Source organism: Coprococcus sp. TM115-187, assembly GCF_027679115.1.
Taxonomy (GTDB): Bacteria; Bacillota; Clostridia; order Lachnospirales; family Lachnospiraceae; genus Allocoprococcus; species Allocoprococcus comes.
Map to the genome: position 1 here is coordinate 1 of NZ_JAQEKS010000011.1, position 17,598 is coordinate 17,598.

General features: G+C 40.8%; 17 protein-coding genes and 1 pseudogene. All 18 read left to right on the top strand.

Annotation, left to right across the window (positions count from 1 at the left end):
- Positions 1–63: 63 nt before the first annotated feature.
- Positions 64–1,617: pseudogene (locus PGW42_RS08940) on the top strand (ABC transporter substrate-binding protein); the annotation flags it as partial.
- Positions 1,618–1,642: 25 nt separating this feature from the next.
- Positions 1,643–3,127, top strand: a complete 1,485-nt coding sequence (locus tag PGW42_RS08945; protein WP_270203259.1) for a glycoside hydrolase family 32 protein — start codon at positions 1,643–1,645, stop codon at positions 3,125–3,127.
- Between the two features lie 104 nt (positions 3,128–3,231).
- Entirely contained in the window at positions 3,232–5,052 is a 1,821-nt protein-coding gene (locus tag PGW42_RS08950) for an amylosucrase (protein WP_270203260.1), read from the top strand.
- 51 nt (positions 5,053–5,103) lie between these two features.
- The gene (locus PGW42_RS08955; protein ID WP_117555945.1) at positions 5,104–6,060 is read left to right on the top strand and encodes a carbohydrate kinase family protein; all 957 of its coding nucleotides are present in this window, start codon (positions 5,104–5,106) and stop codon (positions 6,058–6,060) included.
- Positions 6,061–6,262: 202 nt separating this feature from the next.
- Positions 6,263–7,075, top strand: a complete 813-nt coding sequence (gene srtB / locus PGW42_RS08960; RefSeq protein WP_195250082.1) for a class B sortase — start codon at positions 6,263–6,265, stop codon at positions 7,073–7,075.
- A 113-nt stretch (positions 7,076–7,188) separates the two neighbouring features.
- Positions 7,189–7,422, top strand: coding sequence for a hypothetical protein (locus PGW42_RS08965; protein WP_243000040.1), 234 nt, complete (start codon positions 7,189–7,191; stop codon positions 7,420–7,422).
- 558 nt (positions 7,423–7,980) lie between these two features.
- Positions 7,981–11,016 (top strand): SrtB-anchored collagen-binding adhesin, encoded by a 3,036-nt coding sequence (locus PGW42_RS08970; protein ID WP_117536935.1) that lies wholly within the window; start codon positions 7,981–7,983, stop codon positions 11,014–11,016.
- Positions 11,017–11,253: 237 nt separating this feature from the next.
- Positions 11,254–11,580: a YdcP family protein gene (locus tag PGW42_RS08975; protein WP_117536936.1), complete on the top strand. Its 327-nt coding sequence runs from the start codon at positions 11,254–11,256 to the stop codon at positions 11,578–11,580.
- A 15-nt stretch (positions 11,581–11,595) separates the two neighbouring features.
- Positions 11,596–11,979, top strand: a complete 384-nt coding sequence (locus PGW42_RS08980) for a YdcP family protein (protein ID WP_117536937.1) — start codon at positions 11,596–11,598, stop codon at positions 11,977–11,979.
- Positions 11,980–12,054: 75 nt separating this feature from the next.
- The gene (locus PGW42_RS08985; protein WP_002322983.1) at positions 12,055–12,471 is read left to right on the top strand and encodes a DUF523 domain-containing protein; all 417 of its coding nucleotides are present in this window, start codon (positions 12,055–12,057) and stop codon (positions 12,469–12,471) included.
- A gap of 73 nt (positions 12,472–12,544) precedes the next feature.
- The gene (locus PGW42_RS08990) at positions 12,545–13,939 is read left to right on the top strand and encodes an FtsK/SpoIIIE domain-containing protein (RefSeq protein WP_008792582.1); all 1,395 of its coding nucleotides are present in this window, start codon (positions 12,545–12,547) and stop codon (positions 13,937–13,939) included.
- A gap of 183 nt (positions 13,940–14,122) precedes the next feature.
- Positions 14,123–15,319, top strand: coding sequence for a MobT family relaxase (mobT, locus tag PGW42_RS08995; protein WP_117536938.1), 1,197 nt, complete (start codon positions 14,123–14,125; stop codon positions 15,317–15,319).
- A gap of 12 nt (positions 15,320–15,331) precedes the next feature.
- Complete coding sequence (locus PGW42_RS09000; protein ID WP_055154251.1) at positions 15,332–15,466, top strand: DUF3789 domain-containing protein; 135 nt, start codon at positions 15,332–15,334, stop codon at positions 15,464–15,466.
- Between the two features lies 1 nt (position 15,467).
- Positions 15,468–15,689 (top strand): hypothetical protein, encoded by a 222-nt coding sequence (locus tag PGW42_RS09005; RefSeq protein WP_002323342.1) that lies wholly within the window; start codon positions 15,468–15,470, stop codon positions 15,687–15,689.
- An 86-nt stretch (positions 15,690–15,775) separates the two neighbouring features.
- On the top strand, positions 15,776–15,964 hold the full coding sequence (locus PGW42_RS09010) for a YgiT-type zinc finger protein (protein WP_117536939.1): 189 nt from the start codon (positions 15,776–15,778) through the stop codon (positions 15,962–15,964).
- A 366-nt stretch (positions 15,965–16,330) separates the two neighbouring features.
- On the top strand, positions 16,331–16,627 hold the full coding sequence (locus PGW42_RS09015) for a conjugal transfer protein (protein WP_101880314.1): 297 nt from the start codon (positions 16,331–16,333) through the stop codon (positions 16,625–16,627).
- Positions 16,546–17,049 carry an antirestriction protein ArdA gene (locus PGW42_RS09020; RefSeq protein ID WP_117536940.1) on the top strand — a complete coding sequence of 168 codons (504 nt, stop codon included), beginning with the start codon at positions 16,546–16,548 and terminating at the stop codon, positions 17,047–17,049. The genes PGW42_RS09015 and PGW42_RS09020 overlap by 82 nt, the downstream gene beginning before the upstream one ends.
- 17 nt (positions 17,050–17,066) lie before the next feature.
- Positions 17,067–17,570, top strand: coding sequence for an antirestriction protein ArdA (locus tag PGW42_RS09025; RefSeq protein WP_002323345.1), 504 nt, complete (start codon positions 17,067–17,069; stop codon positions 17,568–17,570).
- The last annotated feature ends 28 nt before the right edge of the window (positions 17,571–17,598 follow it).

The following is a 17,598-nucleotide window of genomic DNA, read 5'->3' on the forward strand; positions in this document are numbered from 1 at the left end:
ACATATATCAGTTCATTATAAAAAGCTTAGATTTTTGTCTTGACAACTGAACCACTATACTCGGAAGTGCAGTTTCCATTGAAGGAAACCGCAGAACTTTCCTTTATTACAAGTGCACCGGCTACATCAACACAGGAGCCAAATGAACGAGTGATCTTTCAGCGTATGGAAGAGCAGACCAATGTTCATATTGACTGGACTTGTTTTGTATCAGATCAGTTTTCTGATAAGAAAAACCTGGCACTTGCCCAGTTTGGAAATCTGCCGGATGGATTATTCAATGCCGGAATGAGTGAGTATGATCTGTTGCGTTATGCAAAGCAGGGAATCATTATTCCATTGGAAAATCTGATAGATAAATATATGCCGAATTTACAGGCAGTATTTGAAAAATACCCAGAATACAGGACAATGTGTACAGCACCGGATGGGCATATTTATTCATTTCCATGGATTGAACAGCTTGGAGCTGGGAAAGAAGCCATTCAGGCAATCGGAGATATTCCGTATATTAACAAAAAATGGCTGGATTATCTTGGACTTGAGATTCCGACAACAACAGATGAATTGGAACAGGTATTAATTCAGTTCCGTGATCATGCAGATGAACTTGAAAAAGAATTTTCAATTGAAGGTGATGTGATCCCAATGTCATTTATTATCAATAATGGAGATCAGGATCCTGCAATTTTGATCAATGGATTTGGAGAGGGTTATGGAGATACAGGGGATCATTTCGCTGTAACGGATGAAGGAAAAGTTATTTATACAACGGTTCAGGAGGGGTATAAAGAAGGAATTGAATGGTTGCATAGGCTTGTAACAGAGGATCTGGTTGACCCGGAAGCATTTACACAAGAGTGGTCCACCTATGTAGCAAAAGGAAAGAATCATCGATATGGTCTCTGCTTTACATGGGATATTGCAAATATTGATAACAATGAAGATTATGTTATGCTGCCGGCTTTGACAGGACCGAATGGAATGAGAAATATCACAAGACAGAACAACAGCGAAACAAGCGGATTCGATCGTGGAAGATGTGTCCTTACATCCAGCTGTCGTGACACAGCACTTGCTGCTGCATGGATCGATCAGATGTATGCACCCCTTCAGTCACCACAGAATAACTGGGGAACTTATGGAGAAAAGGATTCTTTTAACATTTTTGAACTGACCAAAAATAAAGATGGCGGAGAAATGCTGAAGCACATGGATCTTGGAACGCAGTCGCCGGTAGAAGTACGTGAGGCACAATCTGTAAATGGTCCACTTGCAGTACTGAATGAATATTATGATGTATATGTAACACAGCCGGAAGATGCAAAATGGCGTTTAGACAATATGCATGAAACTTATTTACAGGATATGAATAGCAAGTATGTTTACCCAAATGTCTTTATGAGCATTGATGATACCAATAAAGTATCTCAGTACGATACCGATATTAAAAAATATGCAGAGCAGAAGAAAGCAGACTGGATCCTGAATGGAGGAATTGAAAAAGAGTGGGATTCCTATCTGAAGAAAATGGAACAGTATGGACTTTCTGATTATCTTTCAATTAAACAGAAATACTTTGATCAGTATCAAGAGTCATTGAGTGAAGAAAAATAACGATACGAATAATAGGAGGATTCGCATGAGTGAGATGTTAGAAAAGGCTAGAAAATATGAAGATGAACAGGGAAAGCAGATAAAAGCAGAAGACAGACCGGTTTTTCATGTGAGTCCATATGTCGGATGGATGAATGATCCGAATGGTTTTTCATACTATCGGGGAGAGTATCATCTTTTTTATCAGTATCATCCATACGATACATACTGGAACAGTATGCATTGGGGGCATGTGGTTAGTAAGGATCTGCTTCACTGGGAATATCTTCCGGCAGCTTTGGCACCGGATGAAGAGTATGATAAGATTGGATGCTTTTCAGGAAGTGCAACAGAGTTAGGAGACGGCAGACAGCTGCTCATCTATACTGCAGTGGATCAGGAGAAAATGGAAGATGGAACGGTAAGGGATATTCAGACACAGGCAGTGGCTGTTGGCGATGGAAAAGATTATAAGAAATATGAGAAGAATCCGGTTCTGACAGCCAAAGATCTTCCGGAAGGTGCAAGTAAAGTGGATTTTCGTGATCCAAAGATCTGGAAAGGAAAAGACGGGAACTTCTATTGTGTTATCGGAAGCAGACCAGCAGACGGAAGTGGACAGATTCTTCTTTATAGAAGCAAGGATGGATTTGAGTGGGAATTTGTCAGCATCCTTGCAGAAAATAAGAAACGTTTTGGAAAGATGTGGGAATGTCCGGACTTCTTTGAACTGGATGGAAAACACGTTCTTTTGACCAGTCCGCAGGATATGTTGCCGGAAGGCTTCGAATTTCATAATGGAAACGGTACTTTATGTATCATAGGAGAAATGGACAAAGATACATATACCTTAAAAGAGCAGTTTACGCAATCTGTGGATTATGGAATTGATTTTTATGCAATGCAGACGTTGGAAGCCCCGGATGGCAGGAGAATTATGATTGGTTGGATGCAGAACTGGGATACACTAGCTCATCGTGATAACGATTCGAAGTGGTTTGCACAAATGAGTCTGCCGAGAGAATTGTCTGTAAAAAATGGAAGACTTTACCAAACTCCAGTCAAAGAACTTGATGCAATGCGTAAAAACAGAGTTGAGTACAACAATGTGGTAATAAATAATGATATAATCACATTAGATAAAATCGAAGGACGAACCATAGACATGGAAATGGTGATACGTCCGGAAGATAAGGGGAATGTCTATAAAAAATTTGCATTACGCTTTGCACAGAATGAGAAGTTTCATACAGAACTGAGTTTCCGCCCGGATGAGTCTGTCCTGAAAATTGATAGAAAATTTTCAGGAAGTGAACGAGCATTGGTTCATCAGAGAAGATGTCGGGTAAATGGAGATGCCGATGAATTAAAGCTTCGTGTGATTTTGGATAGATTTAGCGCAGAGATATTTATTAATGATGGCGAGCAGGTTATGTCGGCTGTCCTATTTACAGAACAAGAGGCAAAAGGAATTTCATTTTTTGCTGAAGGTGCAGCTAAAATCGATGTAGTGAAATACGATCTGGTTTAGGAAATACATGATAAAACTTACATGGAGTTTGAAGACGTATGGATAATGATAGGGGGATTCCTGGAACGGGAATCCCCTTTGTAGTATAGGAGCATAGAGTATTGATGATAGAGGAAAGAAGAAAAAGATATGAGAAGGAACTGCATGAAAAATATCTGCAGTTATATCACAATGAACAATGTTATGAAGAACTAATGCAGATGTTGGAAGGGGCTTATCAGGACAGATCGGCGGAGCTTAGGAGATTAGACGGTAGAAGAGAGAAAGAACCAAACTGGTATCGCAACAGAAATATGCTTGGAATGACGATGTATCCGAAGCTGTTTGCGGGGGGATTAAAAGGTGTGATAGAACACTTGGATTATCTGTCAGAGCAGAAGATTACCTATCTTCATTTGATGCCGCTTTTAAAGATGCCTCATCCATATAATGACGGTGGGTATGCGGTGGAAGATTTTAAGCAGGTCGATTCGGAAATAGGAACAAACGAAGAGTTAAAAAGACTGACAAAAGAGCTGAGAAAGCGTGGCATCAGCTTATGTCTGGATGTAGTTATGAATCATACGGCAGATACACATGAGTGGGCGATACGAGCCAAGAGAGGCGAACAGGAATATATGGATCGCTATCAGTGCTATGAGACGCGAGAAATTCCGGATCAATTTGAAAAGACTATGCCGCAAGTGTTTCCGGAAACCGCTCCGGGAAATTTTACATGGTGTGAAGAGATGCACAGGCATGTACTGACAACATTTTATACTTATCAATGGGATTTGAATTATCATAATCCGAAAGTATTTAATGAAATGATTGGGAATATCCTGTATCTGGCAAATCTTGGAGTAGAAGTGTTTCGTATTGATGCAGTTCCTTATATCTGGAAAGAATTAGGAACAAGCTGCAGAAATCTTCCCCAGGTTCATAGTATTGTCCGGATGCTGCGTATCATTGTTGAAATGATCTGCCCGGCTGTGATCCTGAAAGGTGAGGTTGTTATGGAACCAAAAGAACTGCCGGTTTATTTTGGAACAGAGAGTGAACCGGAATGTCATATGTTATATGGAGTTTCCAGCATGGTAAATCTGTGGGCAGCACTGGCTACGAGAGACACAAGGATGTTGAAGCATCAGATGGATGTGATCCACAGCCTTCCGAAGAACTGCTATTTTGTCAATTACCTTCGCTGTCATGATGATATTGGCTGGGGACTGGATGAAGAACAGGAGAAAAAGCTGGGAATAAACCCAATCCGGCACAAAGAATATTTGTATCATTTCTTTGAAGGTACTTATCCATATAGCTTTGCGCGAGGAGAATTATATAATTACGATCCAGCGACGAAAGATGCCAGAAGCTGTGGAACAACTGCGAGTTTGTGCGGAATTGAAAAAGGTGGATTTGAAGGGGATTTAGAACAGGTGAAACAAGGAATCCAAAGAGTGCTCATGATGCATGCGGCATGTATGAGTATGGAAGGATTTGTAATGCTTTCATCCGGGGACGAGATCGGTCAGGTAAATGATTATGATTATAAGAAAAATCCAGATACTGCTGCGGATAGCAGGTATCTGCACCGCAGTGCGTTCCAGTGGGACAATGCAGACAAGAGAAAAAAAGCGGGTACAGTACAGTACGACATCTGGAATGGTCTGAAGCAGATGGAAGAAATACGGCGTCAGGAAAATTGCTTTGGAGAAACTGCCGGTATTTCTACCTGGGATACAGGAAATTATGCGGTTTTTGCGATTAGAAGAACAGCAGGAAATGAAGAATTAATCTGTCTGGCTAATTTTTCAGAATATGGACAGAATGCATGGCTGAATTGTCTGGAAGGTGAATATGAGGATTTATTTACAGGAGAAAAACTGGAAATAAATTCGGTATGGATGAATCCTTATCAGTACAGATGGTGCGTGAAAAAATAGGAATTTTATGGAAAAAGCAATGTCATTTTTGGAGGCAGAATGGAGAATATAATGAAAAAATATGATGTAGTGGCACTTGGAGAATTGTTAATTGATTTCACAGAAAATGGAAAAAGTAATCAGGGAAATCCACTTTTTGAGGCAAATCCGGGAGGAGCGCCATGCAATGTACTTGCAATGCTGACGAAACTCGGACATAAGACGGCATTTATCGGAAAAGTAGGGGAAGACTTTTTCGGAGAACAGCTGAGAGATGCGATAACAGAAGCAGGGATTGATGCAGGTGGATTATGTACAGATAAGGAAATCCATACGACACTTGCTATGGTACATACTTATCCGGATGGAGACAGAGATTTTTCGTTTTATCGTAATCCGGGAGCGGATATGATGCTGAATAAAGAAGAGGTTCAGGCAGAACTTATTAAAGAAACAAAAATCTTCCATTTCGGAACGTTGTCCATGACACATGGAGGAGTGCGCGAAGCAACAAAAGAAGCAATCCGTATTGCAGAAGAATCCGGTGCAGTTATTTCCTTTGATCCGAACTTACGTCCACCACTTTGGAACTCTTTGGATGAGGCAAAGGAACAGGTATTGTATGGATTAGCACATTGTCAGATTCTGAAAATTTCAGACAATGAAATCCAATGGCTGACAGGTGAAGAAGACTATACGGCAGGGGTAAATTGGATTAGAGAAAGATATCAGATTCCGCTGATCCTTGTATCTATGGGAAAAGAAGGAAGTCGTGCATACTATAACGGAACGATGGTAGAAGTAAAACCGTTCCTTCAGAAGAATACAATTGAGACGACAGGAGCAGGAGATACATTTTGTGGTTGTGTATTACATTATATCTGTGAACACGGAATGGAAGGTTTAGAGGAAGAAAACCTGAAGGAAATGCTGACTTTTGCAAATGCGGCAGCATCTGTGATTACAACAAGAAAAGGGGCACTGCGTGTAATGCCAACCAGAGATGAAATTCAGAATCTGCAATGTTAATCATGGAAGTTCAGGCAGAGTCGGATATGATAAGCAATTATATCGAAATGTATCACCTTGCTCCGGCAAAGTACATGAATCAGAAACACTGGCTGGCAGTTCCAATGGATAAACAGTGCGAAGAAAAGGATTGACATTTCTGGCGGTGCATTCCATAATGACAATAGCAGTTTGATAGAGCTAACAAGAGCGGGAGCGTGACATGAGGAAAAAGAATTCTTATAGATGGCTGATATGGATTTTTCTGGCTGTAATTCTGATAGGTGTGGCATTGTGGAATATTCTGCCGCCGTATATTGATCGATGGCAGTCGACGAAAGATTATGAAAAACTTGCCGAAGAATATGTCAGTGATGAATCCGAACCAGATGACGGGAAGCAGAAGAAAAAAGACTGGTGGAGCACCGACATTAAAGTCGAATTTGACCAGTTAAAAACAGAAAACCCGGACGGCATCGGCTGGATACGGTTCGACGATCAGAATGAGCTTGGTATCAACTATCCTATCGTGCACTCCGGGGACAACGAAAAATATCTGCGCAAAGATATCCATGGCAATAAGCATATCGCCGGAAGTATCTTTCTGGAAGGACTGAATCAGTCAGATTTTTCCGACCTTTATAACATCATTTACGGACACAACATGAACAATGGCAGTATGTTCGGCAGTCTGAAGAAATACAAGGATGAAGGCTTCTGGAAAAAGAACCAGTACTTTACGGTCTATACCGAAAGCACTGCCTACCGCTATCAGATCTTCTCCTATGAGGATGCGGTGAATGGCGGCAATGTATATAAAGTCGGTTATCAGCCGGGGGAAGAATACCAGACGTTTATTGACGAGATGGTAAAAGACTCGGATTTTGATACCGGGATCAGACCAAAGTCAACGAACAAGATCCTGACGCTGTCCACCTGTACCGGGAATGGATACAGCAAACGGTTTGCTGTTCATGCGGTATGTATCGATACCCAGACAACAGACCAGACAAAATTAAAGGAAACGGATGATTAACAGGTAAAATGCATTGACAAACTAAAAAAAAGAACAATATAATGGGGAAAACCATGGTTTGAAGTAACTAACCAGAAGCAAAAGAGGAAAACAAGAACACAGAGAGTGAAGTAATGGCGGATAAAAAAACAGAAAACAGAAATATTGATACTGCAAAAGCCAGAGGAGAACTGGAAGAAGACCTTCTGGAGTATGTCTATCGGAAATGGAGACAGGGCAGACAGATTACATCAAAGGAATATGCCAGAACAACAGGAATAACGACCAGTGAGGTTCTTTTTTTGTATAAAAAGTATCCTGTAAATTCTGTTTTAGAGAGTAAAAAAACTGTAGCTGAGGGGCTGTGAAAAAAGAACAGTCCCGAAAAAAATTTTGCCAATGCTCACAGTATGAGCTTCAAAAGGGAAACTGGAAAGAAGAAATTGATTAAGCATTTGGAATATCAGATTTCCAATGCCGATGAAGCGTCTTTAAAAGAATATCGTGTGAATCTGCGACATTTGTAAAATCGAAAGGATTCTTTATGATTGGAATAAATAGAAAAGACATACAAGCAATCTTAAAAGCTGGTGCAAAAAAAATCTCAAAAAATTAGCACTCAATGCTTGTTATTACAGCGTAGCTTTTGTCTTAGTTCATAGAGTGCCGTAAAGTGCCTATTTACAGGCTTTTCACGGGTTTTATGAATTTATCATATTTCATCAAAAATCGTCAATATACAAAAAATTGGTGTCAAAATTGGTGTCAAATAACCTTAATTTGAGATTTTGATGAGCAACACATCAGTATAAAAAATTGAATATTTTATAGATTATGGAACGCCTAAAATGACGTTCCTTTTCTATTTCCAGCCGTTCTTATTGGACGGCTATTTTATTACCCAAAATGAAAGGAGCATTAGATTTATGAAAAAGACATGGAAACGATTGTGTACGGGCTTCTTAGTTCTTGCAACTGTCGTTACTGCTTTACCGATTACACCTGTCCATGCAGAAAGTAAGCAATACTGGACGGAAAGTGCAGAGCGTGTCGGTATCATTGAAAAAGTAATGAATGACGGTTCTATCGGTTCGACATTCAATGAGGGCTATATGAAAGTCGAGGGCGAAACTGCCTATTGTATCGACATCAATACAGATTTTAAGAATGGCTACAAGACCAGAGCTGACGCAAGCTCACGCATGAGTGCCGACCAGATTTCAGATGTGGCGTTATCCTTAGAGTATGTCAAACAGTATGGCGAAACTCACAAGGAATTGAACTACAAGCAAGTCTATCTGTTGGAACAATGTGTAGTCTGGCAGAGATTGAGCGTACATCTTGGCTGGCAATGTGATAACGTGCGAGCTTCTTATGATGAAATTCCAAAGGCAACGCAGGACGAAGTTTTCTCTGGTGCAAGAGCCTTTGTCAAAGAAAATAAAGGACGCTATGAATGTGGCGGTTATATCTACTCTGGCGAGGGGCAGGAATTGGGACAATTCTGGGCGAAGCTGAATGTCGGAAATGCGAAATTACAAAAGACTTCCAGTAATACTAGCATTACAGACGGTAACGGGAATTACTCTATTGCAGGTGCAACCTATGGTGTCTTTTCTGATAAGGACTGCACGAAACAGCTTGCTCCCCTTACGACTGATGAAAACGGAAATACAGATATTGTAGAGGTAAAAGCAGGCACAGTCTATATCAAGGAATTATCCGCACCAGCAGGATATAAAGTGGATAAAACTGTATATTCCTTAAAGGTTGAAGCTGGAAAGACAGCAACATTGAAAGTATCTGATACGCCAAAAGTAACGGACACTTTGATTGAGCTTTTCAAGATTGATATGGAAACACAGAAAGACAATCCGCAAGGGAGCGCTTCTTTAGCAGGTGCGGAATTTACATGGAAGTATTATGCAGGCTTCTATAATAAAGACAATCTCCCTGCCGAAGCTACTCGTACATGGGTTACAAAGACAATCGCTGAAACAGACAGCAACGGGACAACCCACTACATCACAAAATTAGCGGACGCATACAAGGTATCTGGCGACAGCTTCTATATGCAGGACGGTAAGGCGGTTCTTCCACTTGGGACGCTAACCGTAGAAGAAACAAAAGCTCCAAACGGCTACTTGTTAGAGGGTGCATATATGCAGGCTGGCGATAAGTCCGAACAGATTAAGGGCTTATATGTAACACAGATTACCGAGGACGGCGACCTTGCCGTATTATCTGGAAGTAACCAGTTTTCCGTATCAGACAAGGTTATCCGTGGCGGTATCAAAATTCAGAAACGAGATTTAGAAACGGGCGATACAAAGCCACAAGGAAGTGCCACTTTGAAAGATACTGCCTTTGACATCATTTCCTTAAATGATAATTCTGTTTTGGTTGAGGGCAAGCTATACAAGAAAAATGAAGTGGTAAAGACAATTCGTACAGATATTGAGGGTATCGCTTCTACTTCTTCTGACCTTTTACCTTATGGAAAATTCCGTATTGTTGAGAGTGAAGCTCCCGACGGTTACTTAACTGACGGTGCAAAACCGATTGATTTTACAATCACAGAAAATGGAAAAATCGTGGACTTAACCGACGAAGCTCATTCTATCTACAATCAGATTAAGCGTGGAGATATTGAGGGTGTAAAAATCGGTGCAGGTACACACAAGCGTCTTGCTAATGTTCCCTTTAGGATCACAAGCAAGACGACGGGTGAAAATCATGTAGTGGTAACTGATGATAACGGGCAATTCTCCACTTCTGCTGAATGGGCTTCTCATAAGCACAATACAAACGCAGGAAAGACCAGTGAGGACGGTGTGTGGTTTGGGACTTCTGAACCAGACGACAGCAAGGGTGCATTACTTTATGATACTTACATCATTGAAGAATTACGCTCTGATAGTAACAAAGGCTTTGAACTTATCCCACCTTTTGAAATCGTGGTATCAAGAAATAATCTTGTGATTGATTTAGGAACGCTGACTGATGAATACGAAAAAGAAATCTCTATCCATACCACAGCGACCAGCAAGGACGGCGAAAAGACTATCCTTGCAGGAAAAGAGGTTACAATCGTTGATACGGTCAAATTAGACGGACTTACAAAAGGCACAAAATATCAGCTCAAAGGCTGGCAGATGTTAAAGGAAGAAAACGCCGAGCTTATCATTGACGGGAAACGTGTAGAAAACGATTATACCTTTGTCGCTGATGAGGAAGAAATGAAAGTGGAAATTTCCTATACGTTCAATGCGTCTGCTTTAGGTGGCAAAAACCTTGTTACCTTTGAAGAATTGTATGATTTCAGCAATCCAGACGAACCCGTAAAAGTTGCAGAACACAAAGACATTGAGGACGACGGGCAGACCGTACTTATCACAGAGCGTATCATCAAAATTCATACGACTGCTACGGATAAGGACGGCAACAAAGAGCTTGAAGCTGGAAAAGACGTTACAATCATTGATACCGTAACCTTAGAGGGCTTAGAAGTCGGTACACAGTACAAACTTGTGGGCTGGCAGATGTTGAAAGAAGAAAGTGCAGAGCTTCTTATCAATGGAAAGCGTGTGGAAAGTGATTATATGTTTACCGCTGACAGCGAAACTATGAAAGTGGAAGTTGCTTTTACCTTTGACGCTACTTCCCTTGACGGCAAACAGCTTGTAACTTTTGAAGAATTGTACGATTTGAGCAATCCAGACGAACCGAAGAAAGTTACCGAACATAAGGATATTGAGGATAAGGGACAGACGATTACCTTTAAGGAAAAGCCAGAAAAACCCGAAACACCACCGACACCAGAAAAGCCTAACAGACCTAGCGACAGTCCCAAAACGGGCGACAGTACAAATGTAATGGCATTTGTCGTGATGTTGCTTGTGTCTGCTGGTGGATTAGCTGGAACATATCTTTACAAACGCTGTAAAATAAAGAAATCATAAGGCGGTAACGATATGAAAAAAGGAAAATCACGCTCTCCGCCGAAGCTGTCAAAGGCAGACTTCCGCTTATTCTGGCTTGTCTGCCACTTACCTGCAAGAACACGGATAGTCAAGGGTGCGTAAGCATTTATTTTACCCTTTACTATCGGTGGGATTGCTGGTACTTCCCGAACCGCCAGAATAAGAAATCACAATCAAAAAACTTATCAAATATAGAAAGAAACGAGGTAAAACAATATGGAAATGAAATATGTCGTGCCAGATATGGCACAGTCTTTTGGAACTCTTGAATTTGCAGGCGAAAGCGACCATGTTTTTGATAGAGATAAAGATAACCGCAGATTTTTCGCAAGAAGAAGTTACAACCTTTATTCTGACGTACAGAAAGGCGAAAATGTTGTGGTGGAAATTCCCGTGCAGGCTGGCGAAAAGCATTTCAAGTATGAACAGAAAGTAAAACTTGTCAATCCGAAGCTATACGGCAGAGGTTACGCAATCGGGGATATGGGACATACCGATTATGTGTTGCTTGCTGATGATATTGTAGCAGTTGAAGAAAAGTAAAGGAGTGAAAATACTATGAGATTATCAAACGGATTTGTTATTGACAAAGAGAAAACATTTGGAGAATTAAAATTTACAGCGGTGCGTGATGTGTTCTTGCAGAATGAGGACGGGACACCGAGTACCCAGCTAAAAAAGCGTATCTATGATTTGAAGTGCAGTCTGCATGGTGGAATTATCCCCGTGTCTGTACCGTCAGAAGTACCGTTAAGGGAATTTCCGTACAATGCAGTTGTGGAGCTTGTCAATCCCGTAGCCGATACGGTATCAAAAAAGACGTTTGGTGGTGCAGAGGTGGACTGGTATGTAAAGGCAGAGGATATTGTGTTGAAGAATAAAGGCAACCAGAACGCAGGCAATCCACAGAATAATAACACGCAGGGACAGTTGAAAAAATAAAATTAGAGATTAGATTTTTATTGTGAGGTAATTCGTTGAATGATATAATTAGGATAAATTGTGAGGTGCTTATCTATGAAAGTATTAGTTAGTTCATGTATCATGGGAAAGAACTGCAAATATAACGGTGGGAATAATCTCAATCCGAAAGTTGTAGAGTTTCTAAAAGATAAAGAGGTTATCGAAATTTGTCCAGAATTATTAGCGAATATGCCTACACCACGTCCTAGTGCGGAAATAGTAAATGGTATTGTCATGGATATAAATGGAAATATTGTTGATGAGGAATATCGTCATGCGGTACAGTTGGCTTTAAATGAAATAAGAAGTATGGAAATAGATTTAGTTATTCTGCAATCAAGAAGCCCAACTTGTGCAGTCAAGAATATTTATGATGGTAGTTTTACGGGAAAATTGATAAAAGGTCAAGGTCTATTTGCACAAGCGTTAATTGAGGCTGGATATAAAGTGTTGGACTCAGAAGATTTTTAATGAATGGTAATGAAAAAGCAGTTAGTCTTAGGATTGACTGCTTTTTTCATACCCAGAAAGGAGTGATTGATTTATGCGTATGATTTGGAACAAAGGACACCGTATCAGAGCCAGCGACAAGCACCTTGTCTATCATTTTTCCATAGAGACGCTTCTGTTTGTGTTCGTGGCAGTTCTCCTGCTACTGAATAGCAAACAGCTCATGCGTACCGACTGGGAACATTTCAGCTTATTAGACAATGGCTTTACGCTTTCCCTTTACAACTTCATAACCATACTGATAGCGACTGGTGTTTGTGCATTGGTCGCTTTTCTGTATTACCGCTTCTGTTACGACAGTTTCAAGAAGCTACTGCACCGTCAAAAGCTGGCAAGAATGATACTGGAAAATAAGTGGTATGAAGCCGATACCGTACAAGACAGCGGTTTTTTTACTGACCTGCAAAGCAGATCAAGGGAAAAAATCGTCTGGTTTCCAAAGATTTATTATCAAATGGAAAAAGGACTTCTTCATATCCGCTGTGAAATTACGCTGGGAAAATATCAAGACCAGCTTTTACGGTTGGAGGATAAGTTGGAAAGTGGCTTGTATTGTGAGCTGACCGACAAGACCCTGCATGACGGCTATATCGAATATACCCTGCTTTATGATATGATAGCGAACCGCATTACCATTGATGAAGTACGGGCAGAAAACGGTTGTCTTAGATTGATGAAAAATCTTGTCTGGGAATATGACGCACTCCCTCACGCTCTGATTGCTGGTGGGACTGGTGGCGGTAAAACATATTTTCTGCTGACACTCATTGAAGCCTTACTGCATACAAACGCTGTCCTTTATATCTTAGACCCGAAAAATGCGGACTTAGCAGACTTGGGGACAGTTATGGGAAATGTGTATCACACGAAAGAAGAAATGATTGATTGCGTCAATGCCTTTTATGAGGGCATGGTACAGCGAAGTGAGAAAATGAAGCGACACCCGAACTATAAGACGGGCGAAAACTACGCCTATCTGGGACTGCCACCCTGCTTTCTTATCTTTGATGAATATGTGGCGTTTTTTGAAATGCTGGGGACAAAAGAAAGTGTGAGCCTACTTAGCCAGTTAAAGAAAATCGTTATGTTAGGACGACAAGCAGGTTATTTCCTTATCGTTGCCTGCCAGCGTCCAGATGCAAAGTATTTCTCGGACGGTATCAGAGATAATTTCAATTTCCGTGTAGGACTTGGGCGTATCAGCGAATTAGGTTACGGTATGCTGTTCGGTTCTGATGTGAAGAAACAGTTTTTTCAGAAGCGTATCAAGGGGCGTGGCTATTGTGATGTGGGAACAAGCGTGATAAGCGAATTTTATACGCCTTTAGTCCCGAAAGGACATGATTTTTTGCAGACCATCGGCTCTCTTGCACAAGCAAGGCAGGACGGGACGGCGACGTGCGAAGCGAAAGGCGACGGCACGGACTAGCCGTTGCTGGTGTGGCGTAAGCCACGCCAGCAGGTAAAACCCCTCGGTATCTAACAGAGGGGTACGTTTGCAAATAGACAATAGACAAAAAACATAGGAAACATAAGGCTTCTGGCATGGTTTTCTAGCAAAAATCAGTTGTGAAGTCGTCTGAAAAAACTTCACACTTTACAGATTGGAGGTATGGTTCTGAATGAAGAACAATGGATAAAAGAATTACGGGAGAAACGGATTGCTTACGGTATCTCACAAGGCAGGCTGGCGTTGGCTTCTGGTATCACAAGGGAATATCTCAACAAGATAGAAAGCGGAAAAATGAAGCCGTCAAAGGAGCTTCTGGAAACTCTGCACAAGGAAGTGGCAAGGTTCAATCCAGAAGCACCGCTTACCATGCTGTTTGATTATGTAAAAATTCGTTTTCCCACGCTGGATATACAGCACATCATCAAAGATATATTAAAACTGAATATCAATTATATGTTCCATGAAGATTACGGACATTACAGTTATACGGAGCATTATTCTTTAGGGGACATCTTTATCTATACGTCGGCTGACGAAGAAAAAGGTGTCCTTTTAGAGTTAAAGGGGCGTGGTTGCCGACAGTTTGAAAGTTACCTGCTGGCACAGCAACGAAGCTGGTATGACTTCCTCATGGACGCACTCATAGACGGTGGCGTGATGAAGCGTATCGACCTTGCTATCAACGACCATACGGGCATTTTGGATATTCCAGAGCTTGCGGAAAAATGCAGGAAACGGGAATATATCGGAAAGTCCAGAAGTTATAAGTTTTACCAGTCGGGCGAGCTTATCAAGCACAGAGAGGACGACAGAGAATATATGGGACGTACCCTTTATCTTGGGTCGCTGAAATCAGATGTGTATTTTTGTATCTATGAAAAGGACTATGAGCAGTATGTCAAGTTAGGGACACCTCTGGAAGAAGCCGACATTATCAACCGTTTTGAGATACGGCTTAGAAATGAACGTGCCTATTATGCAGTACGAGATTTGCTGACCTATTATGACGCAGAGCAGACCGCCTTTTCTATCATCAACCAGTATGTGCGGTTTGTTGATGAAGAACCCGACAAGCGAAAAAATGACTGGAAACTCAATGACCGCTGGGCGTGGTTTATCGGCGATAATCGGCAAAGTCTGAAACTGACAACAAAGCCAGAGCCTTATACCTTAGACCGCACATTGCGTTGGGTACAAAGGCAGGTAGCACCGACCTTGAAAATGCTGAAAAAGATTGATAAGGAAAACGGTACAGACTACATGGAAACTATCGAAAAGCAGGCAACCTTGAGTGAAAAACATGAAATGATAATCAAACAGCAGACGACCCCTGCAAAAGATTTGGTGGAAAGTTAGGAGTGATAAAAAATGTGGGAATTAGGAAAAGACTTCCTGCTGGTATCTATGGGAATGGGTATCGGCGTAGTCTTGATGTGTATTTTGAATGTCGGCAAAGAAGCTGACAGATATATGGAAGAAATCAAAGAAAGAGAGGACAAATAACATGAATTTCGGGCAAAATTTGTATCAATGGTTTTTAAGCAATGCACAGAGCTTAGTGCTTATGGCGATTGTGGTTATCGGTATCTACTTAGGGTTCAAGCGTGAGTTTTCCAAACTTATCGGCTTCTTGGTAGTTGCCTTAATTGCTGTCGGCTTGGTATTCAACGCTGGCGGTGTGAAAGATGTACTGTTAGAGCTGTTTAATAAGATTATCGGTGCATAGCAATTTATATTGCAGCACATATATGGGAATGATATAATGTGGATATGAAGAAAACGGCAAGTTAGAAGTTAAAGGAGAGAGCGATTATGTTTAGATGTCAAAAATGTAGAAAATGGTTAAAAAGTATTACAACAGAAACTGATGTAGTTTATAATGGCACAACATATCATGCCACAAATGTACCAGCAAAAATATGTCCTGAATGTGGGAAAATAACTATATATGAAATAATTGAAGAACGAATTGTTCAATATGCCACTCAAAGAAATTGTTGATCAGCACATTATAATATGCCATTTTCAGAAAAATAAATAGTGCAGAAATAATACGGGGATCTTCCATCCCCGAACCCCTGGAATCCTTGTTATAACAGTAATAGAAAAAATTATTACCGTTATAACAAGGCTAAAAATGGGATGTTTTAATTTTCCGAATTCTGCAAATTATGGCATCAAATAAAATGCGTTGTAACAAGAAATGTAAAAAATATTGATTATGCAGAATGTGAGAATGAAGAAGCTTCTGCCTCTCAATTAATATTGTGAATTTCCATTTTAAAAATTCCATATCCCTACACACAAAGCAGTTAGTCTTAGGATTGACTGCTTTTTTCTTACCTAAAATCAGATTGGAGTGATGACATGAACGATATTTTTAAGGATATGCAGGCAAAAGTCGGCTGTGATTATCTTTCCGACCTGCCCTCTTACAAGCGTAAGGTGTGGCATGAAATGAAACGGCTGAACCTTGCTGACTATGAAGAAAGACAGTTAGAAGATTTTTCAAAGTATGTGTTTGGTATGTCGTACCAGACCATAAAAGATGTGATGAAACAACAGAAAGGACGTGAGGAACAATGCAGGAAACAAGGGTGCTGGTGGAAACGAAAGGAACAACTGGCGAAGAAACAACATCATACTGGTTCGACCTGCCGATAGATGTTGCAGAGTTTGAAGAAAAGTTAGGTATCGGTGCAGAAAGTGGGGATTACCGCATTATCGAAAAGGTGTTGCCTTATGCTGATGAAGTTCACGAACATACAAGCGTGTATCAGCTTAACGAATTAGATTTTATGTACCGCCAGCTTTCAAGTGATATGCAGGAAGAATATGTATCACTACTTACGGTGTTTGAGAATTTAGAAGCACTTTATATTTGCAGGAACGTGATTACGATTTATCCCGACTGCAAAAGCATGATAGATGTTGCAAAGCAAAAGCTGATGAACGACCCGACATTTAAGCATTTATCCGAGGACTGTCAAGAATATTACTTTGACTTTGAAGCCTACGCTTCTCACTTGCAGGAACACGGGAAATTTTTAGTAACGGAACACGGTATCTTTGAACTGCCAGAGTAGGAAATGAGGTGGTACTTATGATTGATGATATGGCGGTTTATATCGCTAATCTTGGCAAATACAATGAGGGCTATTTAGTCGGTGCTTGGTTTACATTTCCCATTGACGAGGAAGATGTAAAAGAAAAAATCGGCTTGAATGAACAGTATGAGGAATACGCTATCCATGATACTGACAACTTCCCCATTGCGATTGGCGAGTATGTTTCCATTGAAGAACTCAATGAGATGTATGAAATGATAGAGGAACTTCCCGACTATATCGTAGAATGTCTGGACGAATTTATCAGCCACTACGGGACGCTGGAAGAAGTCGTGGAACATAAGGACGATATTTATTATTATCCCGACTGTGAAACCATGACAGACGTTGCCTACTACTACATAGACGAATTGCAGGCACTGGGGGATATTCCACCCAGCTTGCAGAACTACATTGACTATGAAGCCTACGGGCGAGATTTGGATATGGGCGGTTGCTTTATTGAAACAAGCCGAGGTATGTGCGAGATACCATATTAACGCTGGACGATCAGCGACAAGCATTGTT

Bases quoted from the DNA above. Each gene is read 5' to 3' on its own strand.
- PGW42_RS08945 (WP_270203259.1), top strand. From the start codon at position 1,643: ATGAGTGAGATGTTAGAAAAGGCTAGAAAATATGAAGATGAACAGGGA.
- PGW42_RS08950 (WP_270203260.1), top strand. From the start codon at position 3,232: ATGATAGAGGAAAGAAGAAAAAGATATGAGAAGGAACTGCATGAAAAA.
- PGW42_RS08955 (WP_117555945.1), top strand. From the start codon at position 5,104: ATGAAAAAATATGATGTAGTGGCACTTGGAGAATTGTTAATTGATTTC.
- srtB (WP_195250082.1), top strand. From the start codon at position 6,263: ATGAGGAAAAAGAATTCTTATAGATGGCTGATATGGATTTTTCTGGCT.
- PGW42_RS08965 (WP_243000040.1), top strand. From the start codon at position 7,189: ATGGCGGATAAAAAAACAGAAAACAGAAATATTGATACTGCAAAAGCC.
- PGW42_RS08970 (WP_117536935.1), top strand. From the start codon at position 7,981: ATGAAAAAGACATGGAAACGATTGTGTACGGGCTTCTTAGTTCTTGCA.
- PGW42_RS08975 (WP_117536936.1), top strand. From the start codon at position 11,254: ATGGAAATGAAATATGTCGTGCCAGATATGGCACAGTCTTTTGGAACT.
- PGW42_RS08980 (WP_117536937.1), top strand. From the start codon at position 11,596: ATGAGATTATCAAACGGATTTGTTATTGACAAAGAGAAAACATTTGGA.
- PGW42_RS08985 (WP_002322983.1), top strand. From the start codon at position 12,055: ATGAAAGTATTAGTTAGTTCATGTATCATGGGAAAGAACTGCAAATAT.
- PGW42_RS08990 (WP_008792582.1), top strand. From the start codon at position 12,545: ATGCGTATGATTTGGAACAAAGGACACCGTATCAGAGCCAGCGACAAG.
- mobT (WP_117536938.1), top strand. From the start codon at position 14,123: ATGGTTCTGAATGAAGAACAATGGATAAAAGAATTACGGGAGAAACGG.
- PGW42_RS09000 (WP_055154251.1), top strand. From the start codon at position 15,332: ATGTGGGAATTAGGAAAAGACTTCCTGCTGGTATCTATGGGAATGGGT.
- PGW42_RS09005 (WP_002323342.1), top strand. From the start codon at position 15,468: ATGAATTTCGGGCAAAATTTGTATCAATGGTTTTTAAGCAATGCACAG.
- PGW42_RS09010 (WP_117536939.1), top strand. From the start codon at position 15,776: ATGTTTAGATGTCAAAAATGTAGAAAATGGTTAAAAAGTATTACAACA.
- PGW42_RS09015 (WP_101880314.1), top strand. From the start codon at position 16,331: ATGAACGATATTTTTAAGGATATGCAGGCAAAAGTCGGCTGTGATTAT.
- PGW42_RS09020 (WP_117536940.1), top strand. From the start codon at position 16,546: ATGCAGGAAACAAGGGTGCTGGTGGAAACGAAAGGAACAACTGGCGAA.
- PGW42_RS09025 (WP_002323345.1), top strand. From the start codon at position 17,067: ATGATTGATGATATGGCGGTTTATATCGCTAATCTTGGCAAATACAAT.